Genomic DNA, 14,620 nt, shown 5'->3' with positions numbered 1-14,620 from the left:
CCTGTAGGGCAGGTGGAAAGGATGTCGCTGTGTCCAAGCCTTCTGATCGTTTCAGAATGCGGTGCGTAGTCGTCTCAAGCAGATGATGGTGCAGGCGAGTTGAAGAAGCCCTTGGTGGAGGTCGGCGCGTATCTCGTAGCGGATGCGCAGGCGTTTGAACTGGTGCAGCCAGGCGAAGGCGCGCTCTACCACCCAGCGGGTCTTGCCGAGACCTGAGCCGTGTGCGATGCCGCGGCGAGCGATCTTCGGGGTGATACCGCGCTTGCGGATCAGGCGGCGGTATTTGTCGAAGTCGTAGCCGCGGTCGGCGAACAGGCGCTGGGGGTGGTGGCGGGGACGGCCTCGCCTGCCGCGGATGCGGGGCACGGCGTCCAGCAGGGGCATGAGCTGGGTGACGTCGTGCCGGTTCCCGGCGGTCAACGTGACGGAGAGCGGGGTGCCGTGCCGGTCGACGATCACATGGTGCTTGGAGCCGGGCCGGCCTCGGTCGACCGGCGAGGGGCCGGTGTGAGCCCCCCTTTGAGCGCCCTGACGTGGGAGCCGTCGATCGAGCAGTCGTCCATGTCGAGGAGCCCGGCTCTGCGGAGCTCGGTCAGGAGGGCTTCGTGGAGCCGGGGCCAGACTCCTGCCTCGGTCCAGTCCCGCAGCCGCCGCCAGCAGGTCACCCCGCTGCAGCCGATCCGTTCGGCAGGCACGTCCGCCCAGGTCACGCCTTTGCGCGGTATGTACATGATGCCGGCCAGGGCGACCCGGTCATCCACCGGCTTCCGGCCGGGGAACCGGTGCCGCCGCGGCGGCTGGGCCGGGAGCAGCGGCGCTATCCGCTCCCACAGGTCGTCGGGTACAAGAGCGTCAGCCATTCGGCAGACCTTGCCGGACGACTCCCTCAACTCCCAGCCGCCACACCGAACTCATTTTGAAACGATCAGTTAGCTTGTTCCTTAACACCGGGTGGTCACTCTCTGTATTGAGGGTTGTGATCGCTGCCGTCTGTTTCGGTCGCGTTCGATCAGCGTCTCGGATCGCTTGACGGATTACCCACGTCGGTCGCCGACCTGGTCGGCGACCACAACATCTCCACCGAGGTCACCGGCCTGATCGCGGACCTGGCCGACTCCGCGGTCCGCATGAAGGCGCAGGCTGAACGGTGCGCCGAGCAGTGCGGCATCGTCAAGGAGGCCGCCAAGCTCGCGGCCGCGATGGTCGCCCGCGTCTTACCGCGAGGACATCGCCGCCGAGGAAGACGCCGGCCTCAAGCACGCGTCGGCCGCTGTCCACCGCGACTAAGGTCTGTCCGATGGGTCGAGTGATGGACCCGTCGGACAGCACAAGACCGGCTCATGAGACTCCGGTTCAGCACCCCGACGTGTAGACCGCCGAGGGGTCATCGCCCTCGTCAGTGCCCTGGTAGAGCCACTCGAATGCGACGACGTCTTCGTTGCAGTCGGAGTCCGGTACATCGAGATCCACGGCGTCGTCGGTGATCAGCGCATCACCGTCGTTGACTGAGCCGCTGGTGTTGGGCACGCATACGATTTCCGTGGCATTGGCCACCGTGCAAGTTCCCACCGGTGTACCTGTGCCGCGGTCCAGCAGCGGGGAGCTGTTGGACACCATGGTCATCGTCGCGTCGTGGGACGTCGTCACGGTGAACTGCATGTCCTTGCTGTAGGTGCACCCAGCCGTGGAGGAGTCCCCCGGGTCACACGCGAGGGTTGGGTAGAACTCGGTTGTGCTGCCCGGCTGGACCTCCTCGTTGAGGGTGAACCCCCAGTCGCCTGGGTTGTCCGCGAAAGCGGCCCCTCGGGAGAACAGCAGCCCGGCGATACTCGTTGCTGCTACTACGGCGATCCTGGCCCTTGTCGTCATCAGCGTCCGAGGCATGACGACCCCTTTCTCCAGCACGGCCACATATGCCGTTGCTAGAGCCAGAGGAGCACCATTCGTCAACGCACAACACCGGTCAAGCACGCATTTCACCCGTATGGGCCTCCTTGTGGGCACCTGCGAACCACTCGCCCCACGCAGCCGAAACAACCAGAGCCTTCACTGGTCATGTGGTCACTCTTTGGTGTGATTGCAGGGTATGAGGGCGGCCTTCCTCGTGATCCTGAACTCTGCGACGAGATACAGGAGTTCACAAGGAAGGCCGTGGGATGAGTGTGCTGCAGCAGCCCGGTGGACGGGATGCGTTCGCAGAGCTGTCACGCTTTCGGACGGCCTTCTACGGGTGTCTGTCCGCGCGGGCGGATGCGTTCTTCGAGCTGGCCGACACGCTGCTATGCGCGGACGGGCCGACGCGGACGCCGGTGGAGCTGTCGCTGCTTGCCGAGCATCAGCGCGGTTATGGCTCTCTGTACGGGGCCTTGAACCACGGCCGGCTCGACGCTGATGCCTTACGTGACCTGCTGATATCCCTGCCGCTTCTGCGGTTCGACGGGCGGATCGTGCTCACGGTCGACGTCTCCCCATGGCTGCGCTCGGACGCCGCCTGCTCGCCGGATCGGCTGTTCTGCCTGGTCCACGGCCGCAACGGCCGCTCATCGGACCACGTGGGGCTGGCCGTACTCATTCGTCGCCGCGCTCACCCCGGACCGCACGTCCTGGACACAAGTCCTGGACGCGGTCCGGCTGGGGCCCACCGATGTCCATCCCCTCCACACTCGGAGGGGATGGACAGAACTCCTTCAACTCGTTCTGGCTGTTCCGGCGGGAAGGCGCCGGGGTGCAAGAGGCGGTCGACTCCATGGCTGCTATGGCTGTGGAACGGCTCCGCCGGTTCATCTCCGCGCGGGAGGAGATCCTTAAGGGACCCTTGGGCGAGCGTGAGGACGTGCGCGATTACCTGTGGACGTTGGCAGTGCACGTAGGTGGGCACCAGGAGTACATGCGGACGTCCAGCCGGTACCTGGGAGTGGCGATCGGGCCAGGGGCCATCACGCTCACGGAGATCACCGGGAAGTTCACTCCGGATGAGTAGATGGACTCTTCGGGTCCAGCTTACGGTCTCGGGGGAATTTGAGTTTCAGTCGTGCTGATCTGCTGGCTCGGCTGGTGGGGGATTGGCGAGCGGTGTCGCGGATGAGGACAGGTTCGGGCACGGCATTCGTGCGGCCCTGCTCACGTCACTGCCCGACGGTGATCGTCACGTCCGCCGAGGCCGTAAAGCGATGGACAGCCCTGCGGTGCTGGGGTGAACATCTCCGCGATGAATCACGAACCTCTCTCCGTCTCCAAACGCGTCCGTTTCGTCGAGCTCAGCGCGAAGGCTCTGCGGGCGCTTGCCGACGGTGACCTCGCCGGCGGCAGCGCCGAGGCCGGGGTCGAATCGCTGACACGCACGACATGGTCCGCAACCTCAAAGCCGCTGAAAGCGCTGGGCGTCTGACCAGCAAACTCACAACCTACCTTCGGCCGGGCGTTCTTGTGGTCGACGAAGTGGGATACCAGCCCCTCGAGCGAGCCGAAGCAAACCTGGTCTTCCAGGTGATCTCCAAGCGCTACGGAAAGGGCTCGATTATCCTGACCTCGAACAAAACCTTCAGTGAATGGGGCCAGGTCTTCGGCGACGAGGTCCTGGCCACCGCCATCCTCGATCGCCTCCTTCACCACTGCGAAGTCGTCCCGATCAACGGCAACAGCTACCGCCTCAAGAACCGACTCCAGGCCATCGAACGAGACACCGACGTGGCCTGACCTTGCTTTTGACCTGATGCGGACGACCTTTCAGGCCAGCTGATCCACGGAGTACACCGTGCACGGGTGACCGAACAGCACGTCCTTGCGCAGAGGGGTGAAGCCGAGCCGCTCCGCCACCCGCACCGAGGCGGTGTTCCCGTGACCGATCATGGCGATGAAGTGGTCCGCGTCCAAGGTCGCGAAACCCCATTCCAGACATGCACCGGCCGCTTCGGTCGCATAGCCGTGGCCCCATGCCTCGGCCTTCAGAATCCAGCCGAGTTCCACTTCGCCGAGGATCTCCCAGTAGTTCAGCCCGACCCGGCCGATGAACTCACCGCTGGACTTCAGCTCGACGGCGAACAGCCCGTGACCGCGCTCCGTCCACTGCTGCTTGTCCGAGGCCAGCCGTTCCAACGCCTGTTGATGCGAATAGGTGCTGACGAACCGGTTCACCCGCTTATCCCCATGGAGCGCGACGAGCGCATCGACGTCCTCAGCCCGCAGACGCCGCAGCAAGAGCCGTTCAGTCTCAATCACCTGACCGAGCCTATCCGCCCGACCACCGGCGCACTCTGAAATACGAACGCCCCAGGGTCGCTGGACCGTCGTCACGACAAGGAAGAGAACACCTACTGAGACTGGTGCACTTACCTCCGTACTTGATGGCGCACTCGGACGAGTACGGGGACACCTGTCCGCCCGCCAGGTCCGCGACGGGCTCGCCGCCCTGTGCGACCAGGCCGCGGAGAAGGGCTGGCCGCCGCTGGCCTGGTCCCGCGAGGCCGGCTATCTGCTCGGCGCCGAACGCGATGTCCTGGAGACCTACGAGCGGGCCGTGGTGGGCGAGAAGCTGACCGAGTTCCGCCGGTTCATCACCGGCACCGTCGCCCCGCACGCCGCCGCCCACCCGAACGACAAGTGGGTGCGGCACATCGTCGCCCAGCTCAACTCCATCGAGTCCACCCTCGACCTCATCGCCAGCTCCTGAACTCCTCCCTTCCCCTCCCCGCGGGGGCCGCCCAGCGCCGCCGGGCTGCCCCCGCCGCAGGTCACCGACGGGATCGCCGCCGCTACCCCTCGGACACCACCGACACCGAATGGGCGCTGATCGAGCCCCTCCTCCCGCCGCCAGCCTGCGAGACGCCCACCGGCGGACGGTCGGAGAAGCACCCCCGCCGGGAGATCGTCGACGCGATCCGCTACGTCCTGGACACCGGCTGCAAATGGCGAGCCCGCCTGCGGACTTCCCGCCCTGGCGGACGGTCTGGGGGTTCATGGCGAGGTGGGCCGCACGCGGGATCGTCGGGCAGATCCGCGACGCCCTCGCTGGCCGGATCCGCCGCGAGATGGGCAAGGGCCCCAGGGCCGTGGCCACCATCATCGACTCGCAGTCGGTGAAGGCTGCGGAGACCGTCAGCCGGGCCACCCGGGGCTACGATCCGGGGAAAAAGATCAACGGGAGGAAACGGCATCTCGTGGTGGACACCCGGGGGCTGCCGCTGCTGGTCATGGTCACCCCCGCCGATCTGCACGACTCCGCCGCGGCCAAGGAAGTCCTCTTCCGGCTCCGGATAATGCACCCGGAAATCACCATCGTCTGGGCCGACTCCGCATACGCCGGGAAGCTCGTCGCCTGGGCGAAGCAACACCTCCGCCTCACCATGAAGACCGTCTCCCGGCCCAAGGACGCCTCCGGCTTCGTGATCCTGCCCCGCCGTTGGGTTGCCGAAAGGTCGCTGGCCTGGATGATGCACGCCCGCCGGCACGCGCGGGACTACGAACGCCTCGTCCAGCACTCCGAGACCCTGATCACCTGGGCCGCGATCACCCTCATGACCAGGCGCCTGGCCCGGAAAGGCGTCACCCCGAGCTGGCCGAGGAAACCGGCACCGGCCGACGGCTGACCACCCCTCACTCCTCCTCTTCCTCCGCGTCGCCGATGGCGAAGCGAAGGAAGGCGCCGAACAAGTCCGCTGCGGCGGCAATCCGATCCATCAGGCCCTCGAACGCATCCTGCCGACGAGCAGAAACTACGCTGCGACCTGCGGCCACTGCGTGATCTTCTGGCTTCGCACGCCGATACCAACGGTGTCCGCAACCGCGTCGACTGACCCCACCGGCAAGATCACCGTCTACGCCTGGAGGACCCATGACCGACTTGCGACAGGCCCACGATGCCACTCGCGCGATCGCCGCTGCGGCCCTGGGCCGCGACCCCGGCCCCATGGCCACCGCTGAGAGCAGCTCCCACCATGTTTACGTCGGCTCGGACGTCGTCGTGAAGATCATTGATGCCGCCGACCACTCCCGGCTGAACCGGGAGATCGCACTCGCACCCCACCTGCCCACCGGCCTCACGGCCCCTCTGCTCGACAGCGGGCTCTACCAGCTGGGGACGCGCGACGTTCGCTACGCCTGCTACACCCGCATACCGGGGACGGCTCCCGGCATGGGCATGCCCGGCGTGGACAGCGTGACAGCACGCTCCTTGGCGGAGGAAGCAGTCCAATGGCTCGACCGGCTGCACAACTGGATGCCTGCGGGCCCCACCGAACAGACACTGCGAGAACCCCTCGACCACGGCGGGTTCACCAGCCAGGCTGCACTCTTCGCTGAGATCGACAGGCTCGCCGTCCTCGACCGGCACGAATCCATACCTCGCCGTCTGCTCGACGGTCTGATGGCGATCGCGAAGCGCGCGCCGCTGCACGCACAAGCAGCCGTCCCGGTTCACGCGGACTGCCACTGGGACAACTGGCTCGTGCAGGATCTGAGCGTGACGGCCCTGCTGGACTTCGAGTGGGCCCGCTTTGGCGAACCGGCCGACGACTGGTTCTTCCTGACCCGGTTCAGCGGCCCGCACACGGAGACCGTTCTCGACGTCATCGCCCATGCGACGACGACCTCTCTGGAAACCCTCCGGGCAGATTGCGAGGTTCGCGAAGCGACCTACCTCGCCTCCGACCTCTGTGTCGCGCTCGAAAACCCCGATGCCTTCCAGCAGCTGGCTACGGACAGGCTCCGGGCACTTGAGGAACTCATAGTCGGGCGCTACTGGTGGCGCCACACACTGTGATGCCAGTAGCGGGGAGCACCGAACGTCCGCTCTCAATCGTGGGGCAGCCCGCAAATCTGCTCGACGCTTACCGGGCGCTCGCTGCTGATGCTCACGCCTTCAGCAGCACCGCGCGCAACCGTGAATGCCCGCACCAACACTGGCTGACGCACGACGGATTAGAAACACGCAGTCAGCGATTCGAAGGCACTGAGGGAGCGGGCAAAGGGGTCAGCATCGTCATTGACGGCGTACGGTTCCAGCCCTGGGGCTCTTCTCGTACTGCGTCGATTTGGTTGGCACCTACGACTGTAGAGAGAAGAGCCCCTCCACTACGAGGAGTTGGGTGATGCGGGCGTCCTGCGCCAAGCCGGAGTGAACAGCCCCGGTCCCTCCTCGTCCAGCCAGCCCCGCTCGACCAGCCGTTTCAGCTTCGAACGCGTACTTTCAATCTTCCCGGTCTGTACGGGAAGCCCGATCCTCGGCACGATCTGCTTCGCCCGTACCGGCCCCGGGGCGTCCGAGATGACCTCCACGATGTCCTGGTACACCCGAGGCAGCACGCTTACGTCCATGCCGGTTGCCACTTCGGCACGGCCAGCACGCCTATCACCCGCCGTTCCGCACCCGCGTACGGCGACGGCTCGCGAGCCTCGTTCGCCACCCCGAGCTCCTCCTCCGGCGCCCCTGCTGCGTCCGCCGACATCTCGGCCATCACCTCGGCGACCGCCTCCCGGGCAACCTGCAATCGCTCCAGGCCCGCCCGGGCCTCCTCCAACAGTCCGGTCAACTCAGCGAGCGCGCCCTCAAGCTCCTCCACCCGCACCCGGGCAGCCGCCTCCCGGGCCTCCAACTCCTCGAACAGCGAGCCCATCCGCCACCTCTCCTCCACCGCCACGGTAGAGATGAGCAGCCCCGAACACATCCCTATGAGCGTTCCGCCGACTCAACGATTCCCTTGAGAGGATCCGCACCCTTGCAGGAACGCGGTGGTGAAGCGGCGAGCGTTCGGCGGGAAGAGCGGTAGGAGGTCTCACTCCCGGTCTCCGGGCGGCGTAGCTGATGGGTCCCGGTCCGGTGCTGCCGTGCGTAGCAGGTGCCAGGTGGCTGCTCCGGTCAGCCCGTCGACGGGCTGACGGCCCTTCTGCTGCACCGCCATGACGGCCTGTCGGGTGTGCGCGCCGTACCAGCCGTCGACCTCGCCGGGGCCCAGCTGGTACCCGAGGCGCTTGAGCAGGCACTGGGCCTCGGCTACCTCCGAGCCGCGGGATCCCATGTCGAGGGCGGCGTCGCGGGTGTCGCTGATCCCCGCGTACCAGAGGGCGCCGTCGTGCCGGAAGCGGCAGGTGTACGGCGCCACGTCACCGATCCGGAAGGTGACCCAGTCGGTGCGTCGGTGGGTGGTGTTGTCGGTCACCCGTACCCGGTAGGTGCCTTGCTGGTCGGTGCTGGAGCAGGGCCAGAACCATTTCAGCGATCCGTCGCCGTTGGCGGTCTCCTTGGTGATGACACCCGGTGGTGTTTTGCCGTCGGGGCCGATGATCTCGTCGGTGTAGTCGCCGCCTGGGGTGAAGCCGCTGGAGCGGTTGGTCAGCACCTGACCGGTCCGGGTGCACGAGCCGGTGATGCGGAAGTGGAGCGGTGTGGGTCTGTTCTCCGGCCAGCTGACCGCCACCCCGGCGGCCAGCACCGCACCCGATGCGGCGATCGCCACCGTGCGGTTCCGCCAGGCCGGGGCCGCCGGCCGCAGCCGGGGACGCAGCCCCACGGCGCGCAGTGCGGCGAGCCCCGCCGCGTCCACCCGCTGCGCCCACCGGTCGGCTCGGCTGGCGGTGAGGGTGCCAACACCCTCGGCCTGGTGGTGCGCGACGATGACGCCGATGATCCGTCTGTGTGCCCAGACCGCCGCGCCGGACATGCCCTGCCAGGGCATCCGCCGGGGGTCCGCGGCCGGTTCCGGTTGTTGGACGCGCAGTTCCAGGACGCCCTCGCGCTGCCCGGTGAGCAGGGCGACGGTGCCCATCGCGTGGAAGGAGTCCCGGTACGGGCCCCTGGGGCTCTGGCGGACCTTGAACAGCGGGAAGCCGAGGGCACTGCACGCCAGGCCCGCGTCGCGTTTGCGTACCGCACCGAAGGCGGCGGGGCACAGGCGCCCGGCCGCCTCGGGTGTTTCGCGCAGCACGAGGAGGGCGACGTCGATCTCCTCGCCGGACCAGGCGACATCGGTGTCCGCGGCCCACCGGAGGGTTCCCCCCTCCTCGGAGCGGACCCGGACCCGGCGGGCCGCCGCCACGACATGGGCGGCGGTGAGGAACATGCCGGGGCGCACGAGATACCCGGAACCGCGCCGGTCGCCGCCGTCCTCGCGGGTGACGATCACTTCCACGGCCTGCTTCCACTGCAGGCCCCTCATCGGCCAGGGCATGGGTGGCTCCTCGCGGTGCGAAGGCGAATGCGGGGCGGGCCGCCTGCCGTGCGCCGCGCGGTGCTCAGCGCTCGCCGGGCAGTCCCGCGCCGGAGATCAACGGCGACTGGCCGGGCCGGTCGGTGCTGCGGGGAACCAGCTCGAGCGTGATCCGCTGGGTGGTGTTCGAGGACCTCTTTGCCTCGGCGCCCAACTCCACGACCCAGAACCGGACTTTCGCTCCGGGTGCGGCTTCCTTGTCCACCGCGACGGTCAGTTCGAGTTCGACGCGGCCCACCTCGAACCGGAGGTCCGTGTCCTGTCCGGCGTGCATTGCCTCGGTCAGTTCCGTACGCAGTTGTCCGATCAACTCCGCAAGCGCGATCGACATGGTCGACCCCCTTATTCGGTTGCGCATTATGACAGTCGATAAGGGAGGAGGTCCCTGCAACTTCCCGTAATTCGCTCGGTCTTGGGGACGGGCCGAGGCGAGGCGGTCCGCCTCGCCGGAGAGGGCGGTTTGCCGTGTGCCGCGCCGCCTCGCCTCCAGGCGCCCGATGGCGTATTGATCTACCACTCGACGCCGACTCGCAGGGCCCCCAGGTTTTGTGGTCCACGATTCCGGTGGAGGGGAGATCGGCGTGCTGTTGGATCACCTTCACCGCGTGGATGGTTGTGGGGCCGTAGATACCGTCCATGGCGAGAAGTGGGAAGTAGCTGGTTTCGTGTTGGTCAGGCACTGCGCTTCGAGCACCCGCCCGTCGTTGTAGGTCTTTCCTGGCTTCACTGGTTCGTCGCCGGAGTAGAAGTTGCAGGTGGAGTAGGGGGTGACTGCCGCAGCGGGTATGGGGGCCGGTGCGGCGGCCGACGACGGTGTATCGGCGACTCCACCGAGGAGAAGCAGCAGGGCGCGTCGGTGTGAGGTCTTGATCCGACTCCTCGGGCACGAGTGGTGATGAGCCGTGCGTAGGGCATGGCGGCTCCGACAGGGAGGTGGCCGGTGCCGGGGCCGAAAGCACGGTTGGCCTTCGGCCCCGGCACCGATCGCTCACTTGTGGCAGTCGATGTCGTTCCACCACCAGAGGTCGAGAGCGCCCCAGGTGTCGGGACCGATGATGCCGTCGGTGCTGAGGCCGGCGCACCCCTGGAAGGCGATGGTGGCACTCTCGGTCTTCGGGCCGAATTTGCCGTCGGCGGTGACGTGCCGGTCCAGGACGCTGTTGAGCTCGCACTGGGCCTTCTCCACGGCGGGCCCGGTGGCACCGACCGAGATCTGGGGCTCGTCAGAGCTCTTGCAGTGGAAGTGCTGGGCCTGGGCCGGGGCGGCGGTGGCGGCCGGGGCGGCGGCGATCAGTCCGCCACCGATCAGGGCCGCGCCGGTGAGCACCGCGGCGCGGGAGAGCAACGACACGCTTACCTCCGGTAGAAGACGATCGGCGCCCGAGCGAAACATGCGTCGGGCCCGGATGCGGGAAGTGATCCCGATGGCCTGCGCCGTCCCCCGTGAGCTGTCCGGCGAGGCAGGTCTCAGGTTCCGAGCCGACGCGTTGTTGCGCACCCCCGTTCAGCAGCGTGCAACAAAACCCCCGAGCACGCGGGGACCCGCGGAATTGGCCGAGGGCCCAAGGCTCGGTCGGCGTCCCCAACGGCCCAGCGGAACGCCACAGGGAGCTGACCGGCTGCCGACTGGGCTCTCAAGAATGGCCAGGCCGGGGGGTGATGCGCGGTTTCCTTATCAGTCGCGACAGGGTGGGGCGTAAGGGAGTTCGGGTACGTAGTCGGGCCATCGCTCCCGGGTGAGCAGGCCGGCGGTGCTGGTGCAGATCCGCTGGATTGCCTGGCCGGGTTCCAGGGGGGTGAGCCCGATCATGCCGTCGGGGCCTGCGGTGGCCAGGAGTTGTCCGTCCGGGCGGTAGGCGGCCGTCTCGATGCTGTCGGTGTGTCCGGCGGTAAGTGCCTTGCCCCACGGGGCCGGACGGGCCGGGTCGGTCATGTTCCACAGCAGGACGCTCCGGTCGTCGCCGGCGGCGGCCAGAGTGCGGCCGTCCGGGCTGAAGCCCACCCAGGTCACTGCGGTGGTGTGGCCGGTCAGCGGTTTACCGAGCTCTGTGGCGCGGGTGGGGGTGGAGATGTTCCATACACGCACGTCGTGGCCCATGCCGGCGGTGGCCAGGAGCTTTCCGTCGGGGCTGAACGCGCCCCACTGGGTGCCGCCGGTGTCGCTAGTGCGGATGTCCGGCAGCGCCCTCGGATGCGCCGGGTCGCGGAGGTCCCACAGACGTACCTTGTCGTCCTCGCTGGTGCTGGCCAGGGTGTGACCGTCCGGGCTGACGCCCGCCCAGTGGACGAGGCTGATATGGCCGGTCAGCGGCGGGCCGAGGGCGGCGGGGCGCGTGGGATCGGTGACGTTCCACAGCCGCAGGCTGTGCTCCGGGCCTCCGGTGACCAGCACGCGCCCGCCTGCGGCGAAAGCCAGCACACCGACCGGGTCGGCGGCACCGGTGCGGACCGCGCCGTCCGGCCGCGGGCGGTTCACATCGGCGACGTCCCACAGCCGTACGGTGCCGTCACCGGCGGCGCTCGCCAGCAGGCGGCCGTCCGGGCGGAACAGAACCCGGAGGACGGCGTGCTCGTCCGGCAGCCGGCTCAACTGCCTGGCGCGCGCGGGATCGCGGACGTCCCACAGCCGTACCGTCCCGTCACCGGCGCCGGCCAGCGTCCGGTTGTCGGGGCTGAAAGCGATGCTGGTGAGGTGGCCGAGGTGGCCGGCCAGAACGGTGCGCGGGAGATGCCACAGGCGCACGGTGTAGTCGTCGCTCACACTGGCCAGCGACGCCCCGTCCGGGCTGAATGCCAACCAGTTGATGAACCCTGCGTGGCCGACGAGCGGTTGTCCGAGGGCGGCCGGATGCAAAGGGTCGGAGACGTCCCAGAAGCGGATGGTGTGGTCTGCGCCTCCGGTGGCCAGAGTCCGCCCGTCCGGTGAGAAGGCCACCGCGAGCAGGGTGCCGCTGTGGCCGGTCAACGGCTCGCCCAGCGCCTTCGCCTGTGCGGGGTCGGAGACGTCCCACAACCGCACCTTCTGGTCGTTGCCCACGCTGGCCATGAGCCGGCTGTCGGGGCGGAACGCGACCGCGTAGACGACGTCGGGGTTGTCCAGCGGCTGTCGCCACAAATCCGGGTGTGTCCGGTCGGTGATGTTCCAGAGACGGATCGTGTGATCGTGACTGGGGGCCGCCACGGTCCGGCCGTCGGGGCTGACGGCGGCCGAGGAGACGGGGTCGCCCGCCCCGGTGAGTGGCCGGCCCAGCGCCTGTGCGTGTGCGGGGTCGGAGACGTCCCACAGCCGCACGGTGCGGTCCTGGCTCGCGGTGGCCAGAGTGCGTCCGTCACGGCTGTACGACACGGAGAACACGAAGTCGGTGTGTCCGGTCAGCGGTCTGCCGAGGGCCCTCGGGTACAGCGGGTCACGGACGTCCCACAGTCGCGCCGTGCGGTCGCGGCTCGCGCTGGCCAAGGTCCGGCCGTCCGGCGAGAACTGCAGCCAGTACACCCAGTCGGTGTGGCCGGTCAGAGGCCTGCCCAGCGGGACGGGACGCCCGGGGTCGGCCAGGTTCCACAACCGGATCGTGCCGTCACCGGCACCCGTGGCGAGGATGTGGCCGTCCGGCGAGAACGCCACTGCGTACACAGCCTGGGTGTGTCCGGACAAGAGAGCGGACAGTGCGCTGTTCTGGGTGTCCAAGAGACCTGCGGTGGCTGCGGGGTCCGAGCGCATTCGGTGAGCCGCCACATACATGCGGGCCGCCAGCGACGGATCGGTCGCATTGAGCTGGCCCGCCTCGGCCACCATCTGCTCGGCCACCGCCCGGTCGCGGTCGGCGCGCGCCAATCCGCGCTGCTGGTACGCGATGACGGCGGCCGTCGACGCGAGCAGCAGCAGCGCGGACAGCGCGGCCAGCAGCACCCTGATACGCCGGGTGGTGCGGGCCGCCGCCCGTCGTTCCTGCTCGCGGGCGGCAATGCTGGCATCGAGGAACGAACACTCGACCGGGATGAGGTCCGCGCGGTACCCGGTGAAGCACTCCTCGGCCGCGGCCAGTCGTGTGCCGCGGTACAGGGCCCCGGGGTCCCGGTCGAGAGCGTTCCAGGTGCGGGCGGCTTCGGTGAGCTGACGGTGGGCACGCAGGCGGTCGCGGGCGTCGTCGATCCAGGACTGGAGTCGCGGCCAAGCGGTGATCAGAGCTTCGTGGGCCAGGTGCACCATGTCGCCGTCGAGTGTGATCAGCCGTGCGCGGGCCAGTTGTTCCAGCACCGAGGCCGCGTCCGGGGGCTGGTCGGTGGTGTTCTGCGCCTGCAGTTCGGCACGGTCGGCGGGACGGCTGGTGTCCTGGGCGCCTTCGCCGGGGGTGATCAGTCGCAGCAGGATCCGCCGGGCGGCCTCGGCCTGCTCCGGGGTGAGCCGGGTGTACGTCTCCTCGGCGGTGCGGGTGAGGGCACCGTGGACACCGCCTGCCGCCTGGTAGGCGGCCAGGGTGAGGGTGCGGCCCTTGCGACGGCGCCAGGTTTCCAGCAGGGCGTGGGACATCAGCGGCAGCCCGCCGGGTTCCTCGGCGACGTCTTCGACGATCTGCGCGGTCAAGGCGCGCTCGACGATCAGGCCGGCGGCTGCGGCCGGCTTGACGATTGCTTCGCGGAGTTCGGCCGGCCCCATGGGGTCGAGGAGGAAGGTGGCGTCCCTGAGCGCGGTGGCGAGAGGACGGTGCTCGGCGCAGCGGCCGAAGAAGTCCGCCCGTACCGCTATCACCACCCGCAGTCTGCTGTCCGGTCTCACCGCGGTCATCAGCAGGTCGAGGAAAGCCGCCCGCTCGGCCGGATCTGCGCACAGCGTGAACAGCTCCTCGAACTGGTCCACTATGACGACCGTGTCACCGGGGCCTTCACCTGACGTCATCGCGTCGGCATGGGTGGTCAGCGGGCGCGGCCCGGGGGTGAGGATGCGGATGGCCGCCAGCAGACACCCCGGGGAAGCTTGGCTCCGGAGGGTGGGGATGAGTCCCGCGCGCAGCAAGGAGGACTTGCCGCTGCCGGAGGCTCCCACCACCGCGACCATACGGTGGGTGCGCACGCGCTCGGCGAGTTGCATCACGAGTTGGTCGCGCCCGAAGAACAGATCCCGGTCACCGGGTTCGAAGCGGGCCAGGCCCCGGTAGGGGGCGTCCGCATCGTCGGCATCCGCCGGCTCGCCGGCCACTTCCCGGGCCACCGCGTGCCAGCGCTGCTCCCATTCCCCGGCGTCTGCGCCGCATGCCCGCACGTAGGCCAATACCACGGCCAGGGACGGAAATTGGTCACCTGCGGCCGCTCTCGACAAGGTGGCGACCGAGTACTCGGTGCGCTGCGCCATGAGCCGGTAGGTCGGCCCTCCCGCCTCCTGGCGCAGCTTGCGCAACTCGAACGCGAAGCGTTGCACGGGGCCG

14 protein-coding genes and 4 pseudogenes are annotated in these 14,620 nt (G+C 68.5%); 7 read left to right on the top strand and 11 right to left on the bottom strand.

The features are described 5' to 3' along the window. Positions 1-51: 51 nt before the first annotated feature. Both HG542_RS20590 and HG542_RS20585 read right to left on the bottom strand, forming a co-directional pair. Positions 52-860 (bottom strand): IS5 family transposase gene (locus HG542_RS20590; protein WP_171083549.1). Its coding sequence is split into 2 segments (ribosomal slippage): positions 52-521 and positions 521-860, totalling 810 coding nucleotides; the frame shifts between segments, so codons are not numbered across the junction. A 493-nt stretch (positions 861-1,353) separates the two neighbouring features. Next, positions 1,354-1,911, bottom strand: coding sequence for a hypothetical protein (locus HG542_RS20585; protein WP_171083548.1), 558 nt, complete (start codon positions 1,909-1,911; stop codon positions 1,354-1,356). Between the two features lie 245 nt (positions 1,912-2,156). Between HG542_RS20585 and HG542_RS34550 the strand changes: the two are divergent. From HG542_RS34550 to HG542_RS20565, 4 genes and pseudogenes are all read left to right on the top strand, one after another. Then, positions 2,157-2,519, top strand: a pseudogene (locus HG542_RS34550) (transposase); the annotation flags it as partial. Between the two features lie 125 nt (positions 2,520-2,644). Continuing rightward, positions 2,645-2,980 (top strand): hypothetical protein, encoded by a 336-nt coding sequence (locus HG542_RS35260; protein WP_171083466.1) that lies wholly within the window; start codon positions 2,645-2,647, stop codon positions 2,978-2,980. A 213-nt stretch (positions 2,981-3,193) separates the two neighbouring features. Continuing rightward, complete coding sequence (locus tag HG542_RS20570; RefSeq protein ID WP_176606780.1) at positions 3,194-3,388, top strand: hypothetical protein; 195 nt, start codon at positions 3,194-3,196, stop codon at positions 3,386-3,388. Next, positions 3,343-3,696: pseudogene (locus HG542_RS20565) on the top strand (ATP-binding protein); the annotation flags it as partial. The gene HG542_RS20570 and the pseudogene HG542_RS20565, both read left to right, overlap by 46 nt. A gap of 30 nt (positions 3,697-3,726) precedes the next feature. On the opposite strand, the gene HG542_RS20560 reads toward HG542_RS20565, so the two are convergent. Continuing rightward, positions 3,727-4,197: a GNAT family N-acetyltransferase gene (locus HG542_RS20560; RefSeq protein WP_176606786.1), complete on the bottom strand. Its 471-nt coding sequence runs from the start codon at positions 4,195-4,197 to the stop codon at positions 3,727-3,729. Positions 4,198-4,372: 175 nt separating this feature from the next. Between HG542_RS20560 and HG542_RS20555 the strand changes: the two genes are divergently transcribed. After that, on the top strand, positions 4,373-4,669 hold the full coding sequence (locus HG542_RS20555; RefSeq protein WP_229922819.1) for a RacP protein: 297 nt from the start codon (positions 4,373-4,375) through the stop codon (positions 4,667-4,669). 116 nt (positions 4,670-4,785) lie between these two features. Beyond that, positions 4,786-5,585, top strand: a pseudogene (locus HG542_RS20550) (IS5 family transposase). 7 nt (positions 5,586-5,592) lie between these two features. Here the strand turns inward: HG542_RS20550 and HG542_RS36285 are convergent. Continuing rightward, positions 5,593-5,733: a hypothetical protein gene (locus HG542_RS36285; protein ID WP_171083547.1), complete on the bottom strand. Its 141-nt coding sequence runs from the start codon at positions 5,731-5,733 to the stop codon at positions 5,593-5,595. A 97-nt stretch (positions 5,734-5,830) separates the two neighbouring features. Between HG542_RS36285 and HG542_RS20540 the strand changes: the two genes are divergently transcribed. Beyond that, positions 5,831-6,757 carry a phosphotransferase family protein gene (locus HG542_RS20540; protein WP_171083545.1) on the top strand — a complete coding sequence of 309 codons (927 nt, stop codon included), beginning with the start codon at positions 5,831-5,833 and terminating at the stop codon, positions 6,755-6,757. 311 nt (positions 6,758-7,068) lie between these two features. On the opposite strand, the gene HG542_RS35255 is transcribed toward HG542_RS20540, so the two are convergent. The 7 genes and pseudogenes from HG542_RS35255 to HG542_RS20515 all read right to left on the bottom strand — a co-directional run bounded on the left by HG542_RS35255 (position 7,069) and on the right by HG542_RS20515 (position 14,613). After that, entirely contained in the window at positions 7,069-7,311 is a 243-nt protein-coding gene (locus tag HG542_RS35255) for a type IV toxin-antitoxin system AbiEi family antitoxin domain-containing protein (RefSeq protein ID WP_255316042.1), read from the bottom strand. Continuing rightward, on the bottom strand, positions 7,302-7,610 hold the full coding sequence (locus HG542_RS35250; protein ID WP_229922810.1) for a hypothetical protein: 309 nt from the start codon (positions 7,608-7,610) through the stop codon (positions 7,302-7,304). Before HG542_RS35250 ends, HG542_RS35255 begins: the two co-directional genes overlap by 10 nt. 159 nt (positions 7,611-7,769) lie before the next feature. Then, the gene (locus HG542_RS20530) at positions 7,770-9,161 is read right to left on the bottom strand and encodes a peptidoglycan-binding domain-containing protein (protein WP_171083544.1); all 1,392 of its coding nucleotides are present in this window, start codon (positions 9,159-9,161) and stop codon (positions 7,770-7,772) included. 64 nt (positions 9,162-9,225) lie between these two features. Beyond that, the gene (locus HG542_RS35245; protein WP_229922809.1) at positions 9,226-9,531 is read right to left on the bottom strand and encodes a trypco2 family protein; all 306 of its coding nucleotides are present in this window, start codon (positions 9,529-9,531) and stop codon (positions 9,226-9,228) included. Positions 9,532-9,751: 220 nt separating this feature from the next. Then, a pseudogene (locus HG542_RS36065) lies at positions 9,752-9,838 on the bottom strand (peptidoglycan-binding domain-containing protein); the annotation flags it as partial. A gap of 350 nt (positions 9,839-10,188) precedes the next feature. Next, on the bottom strand, positions 10,189-10,551 hold the full coding sequence (locus HG542_RS20520) for a peptidoglycan-binding domain-containing protein (RefSeq protein ID WP_229922808.1): 363 nt from the start codon (positions 10,549-10,551) through the stop codon (positions 10,189-10,191). 324 nt (positions 10,552-10,875) lie between these two features. Further along, entirely contained in the window at positions 10,876-14,613 is a 3,738-nt protein-coding gene (locus tag HG542_RS20515) for an nSTAND1 domain-containing NTPase (protein ID WP_229922807.1), read from the bottom strand. Positions 14,614-14,620 lie beyond the last annotated feature (7 nt).

This window comes from Streptomyces morookaense, from assembly GCF_013030945.1.
Taxonomy (GTDB): Bacteria; Actinomycetota; Actinomycetes; order Streptomycetales; family Streptomycetaceae; genus Streptomyces; species Streptomyces morookaensis.
The sequence above is the reverse complement of the archived record's forward strand: the minus strand, read 5'-3'. Positions and strand labels throughout refer to the sequence as shown.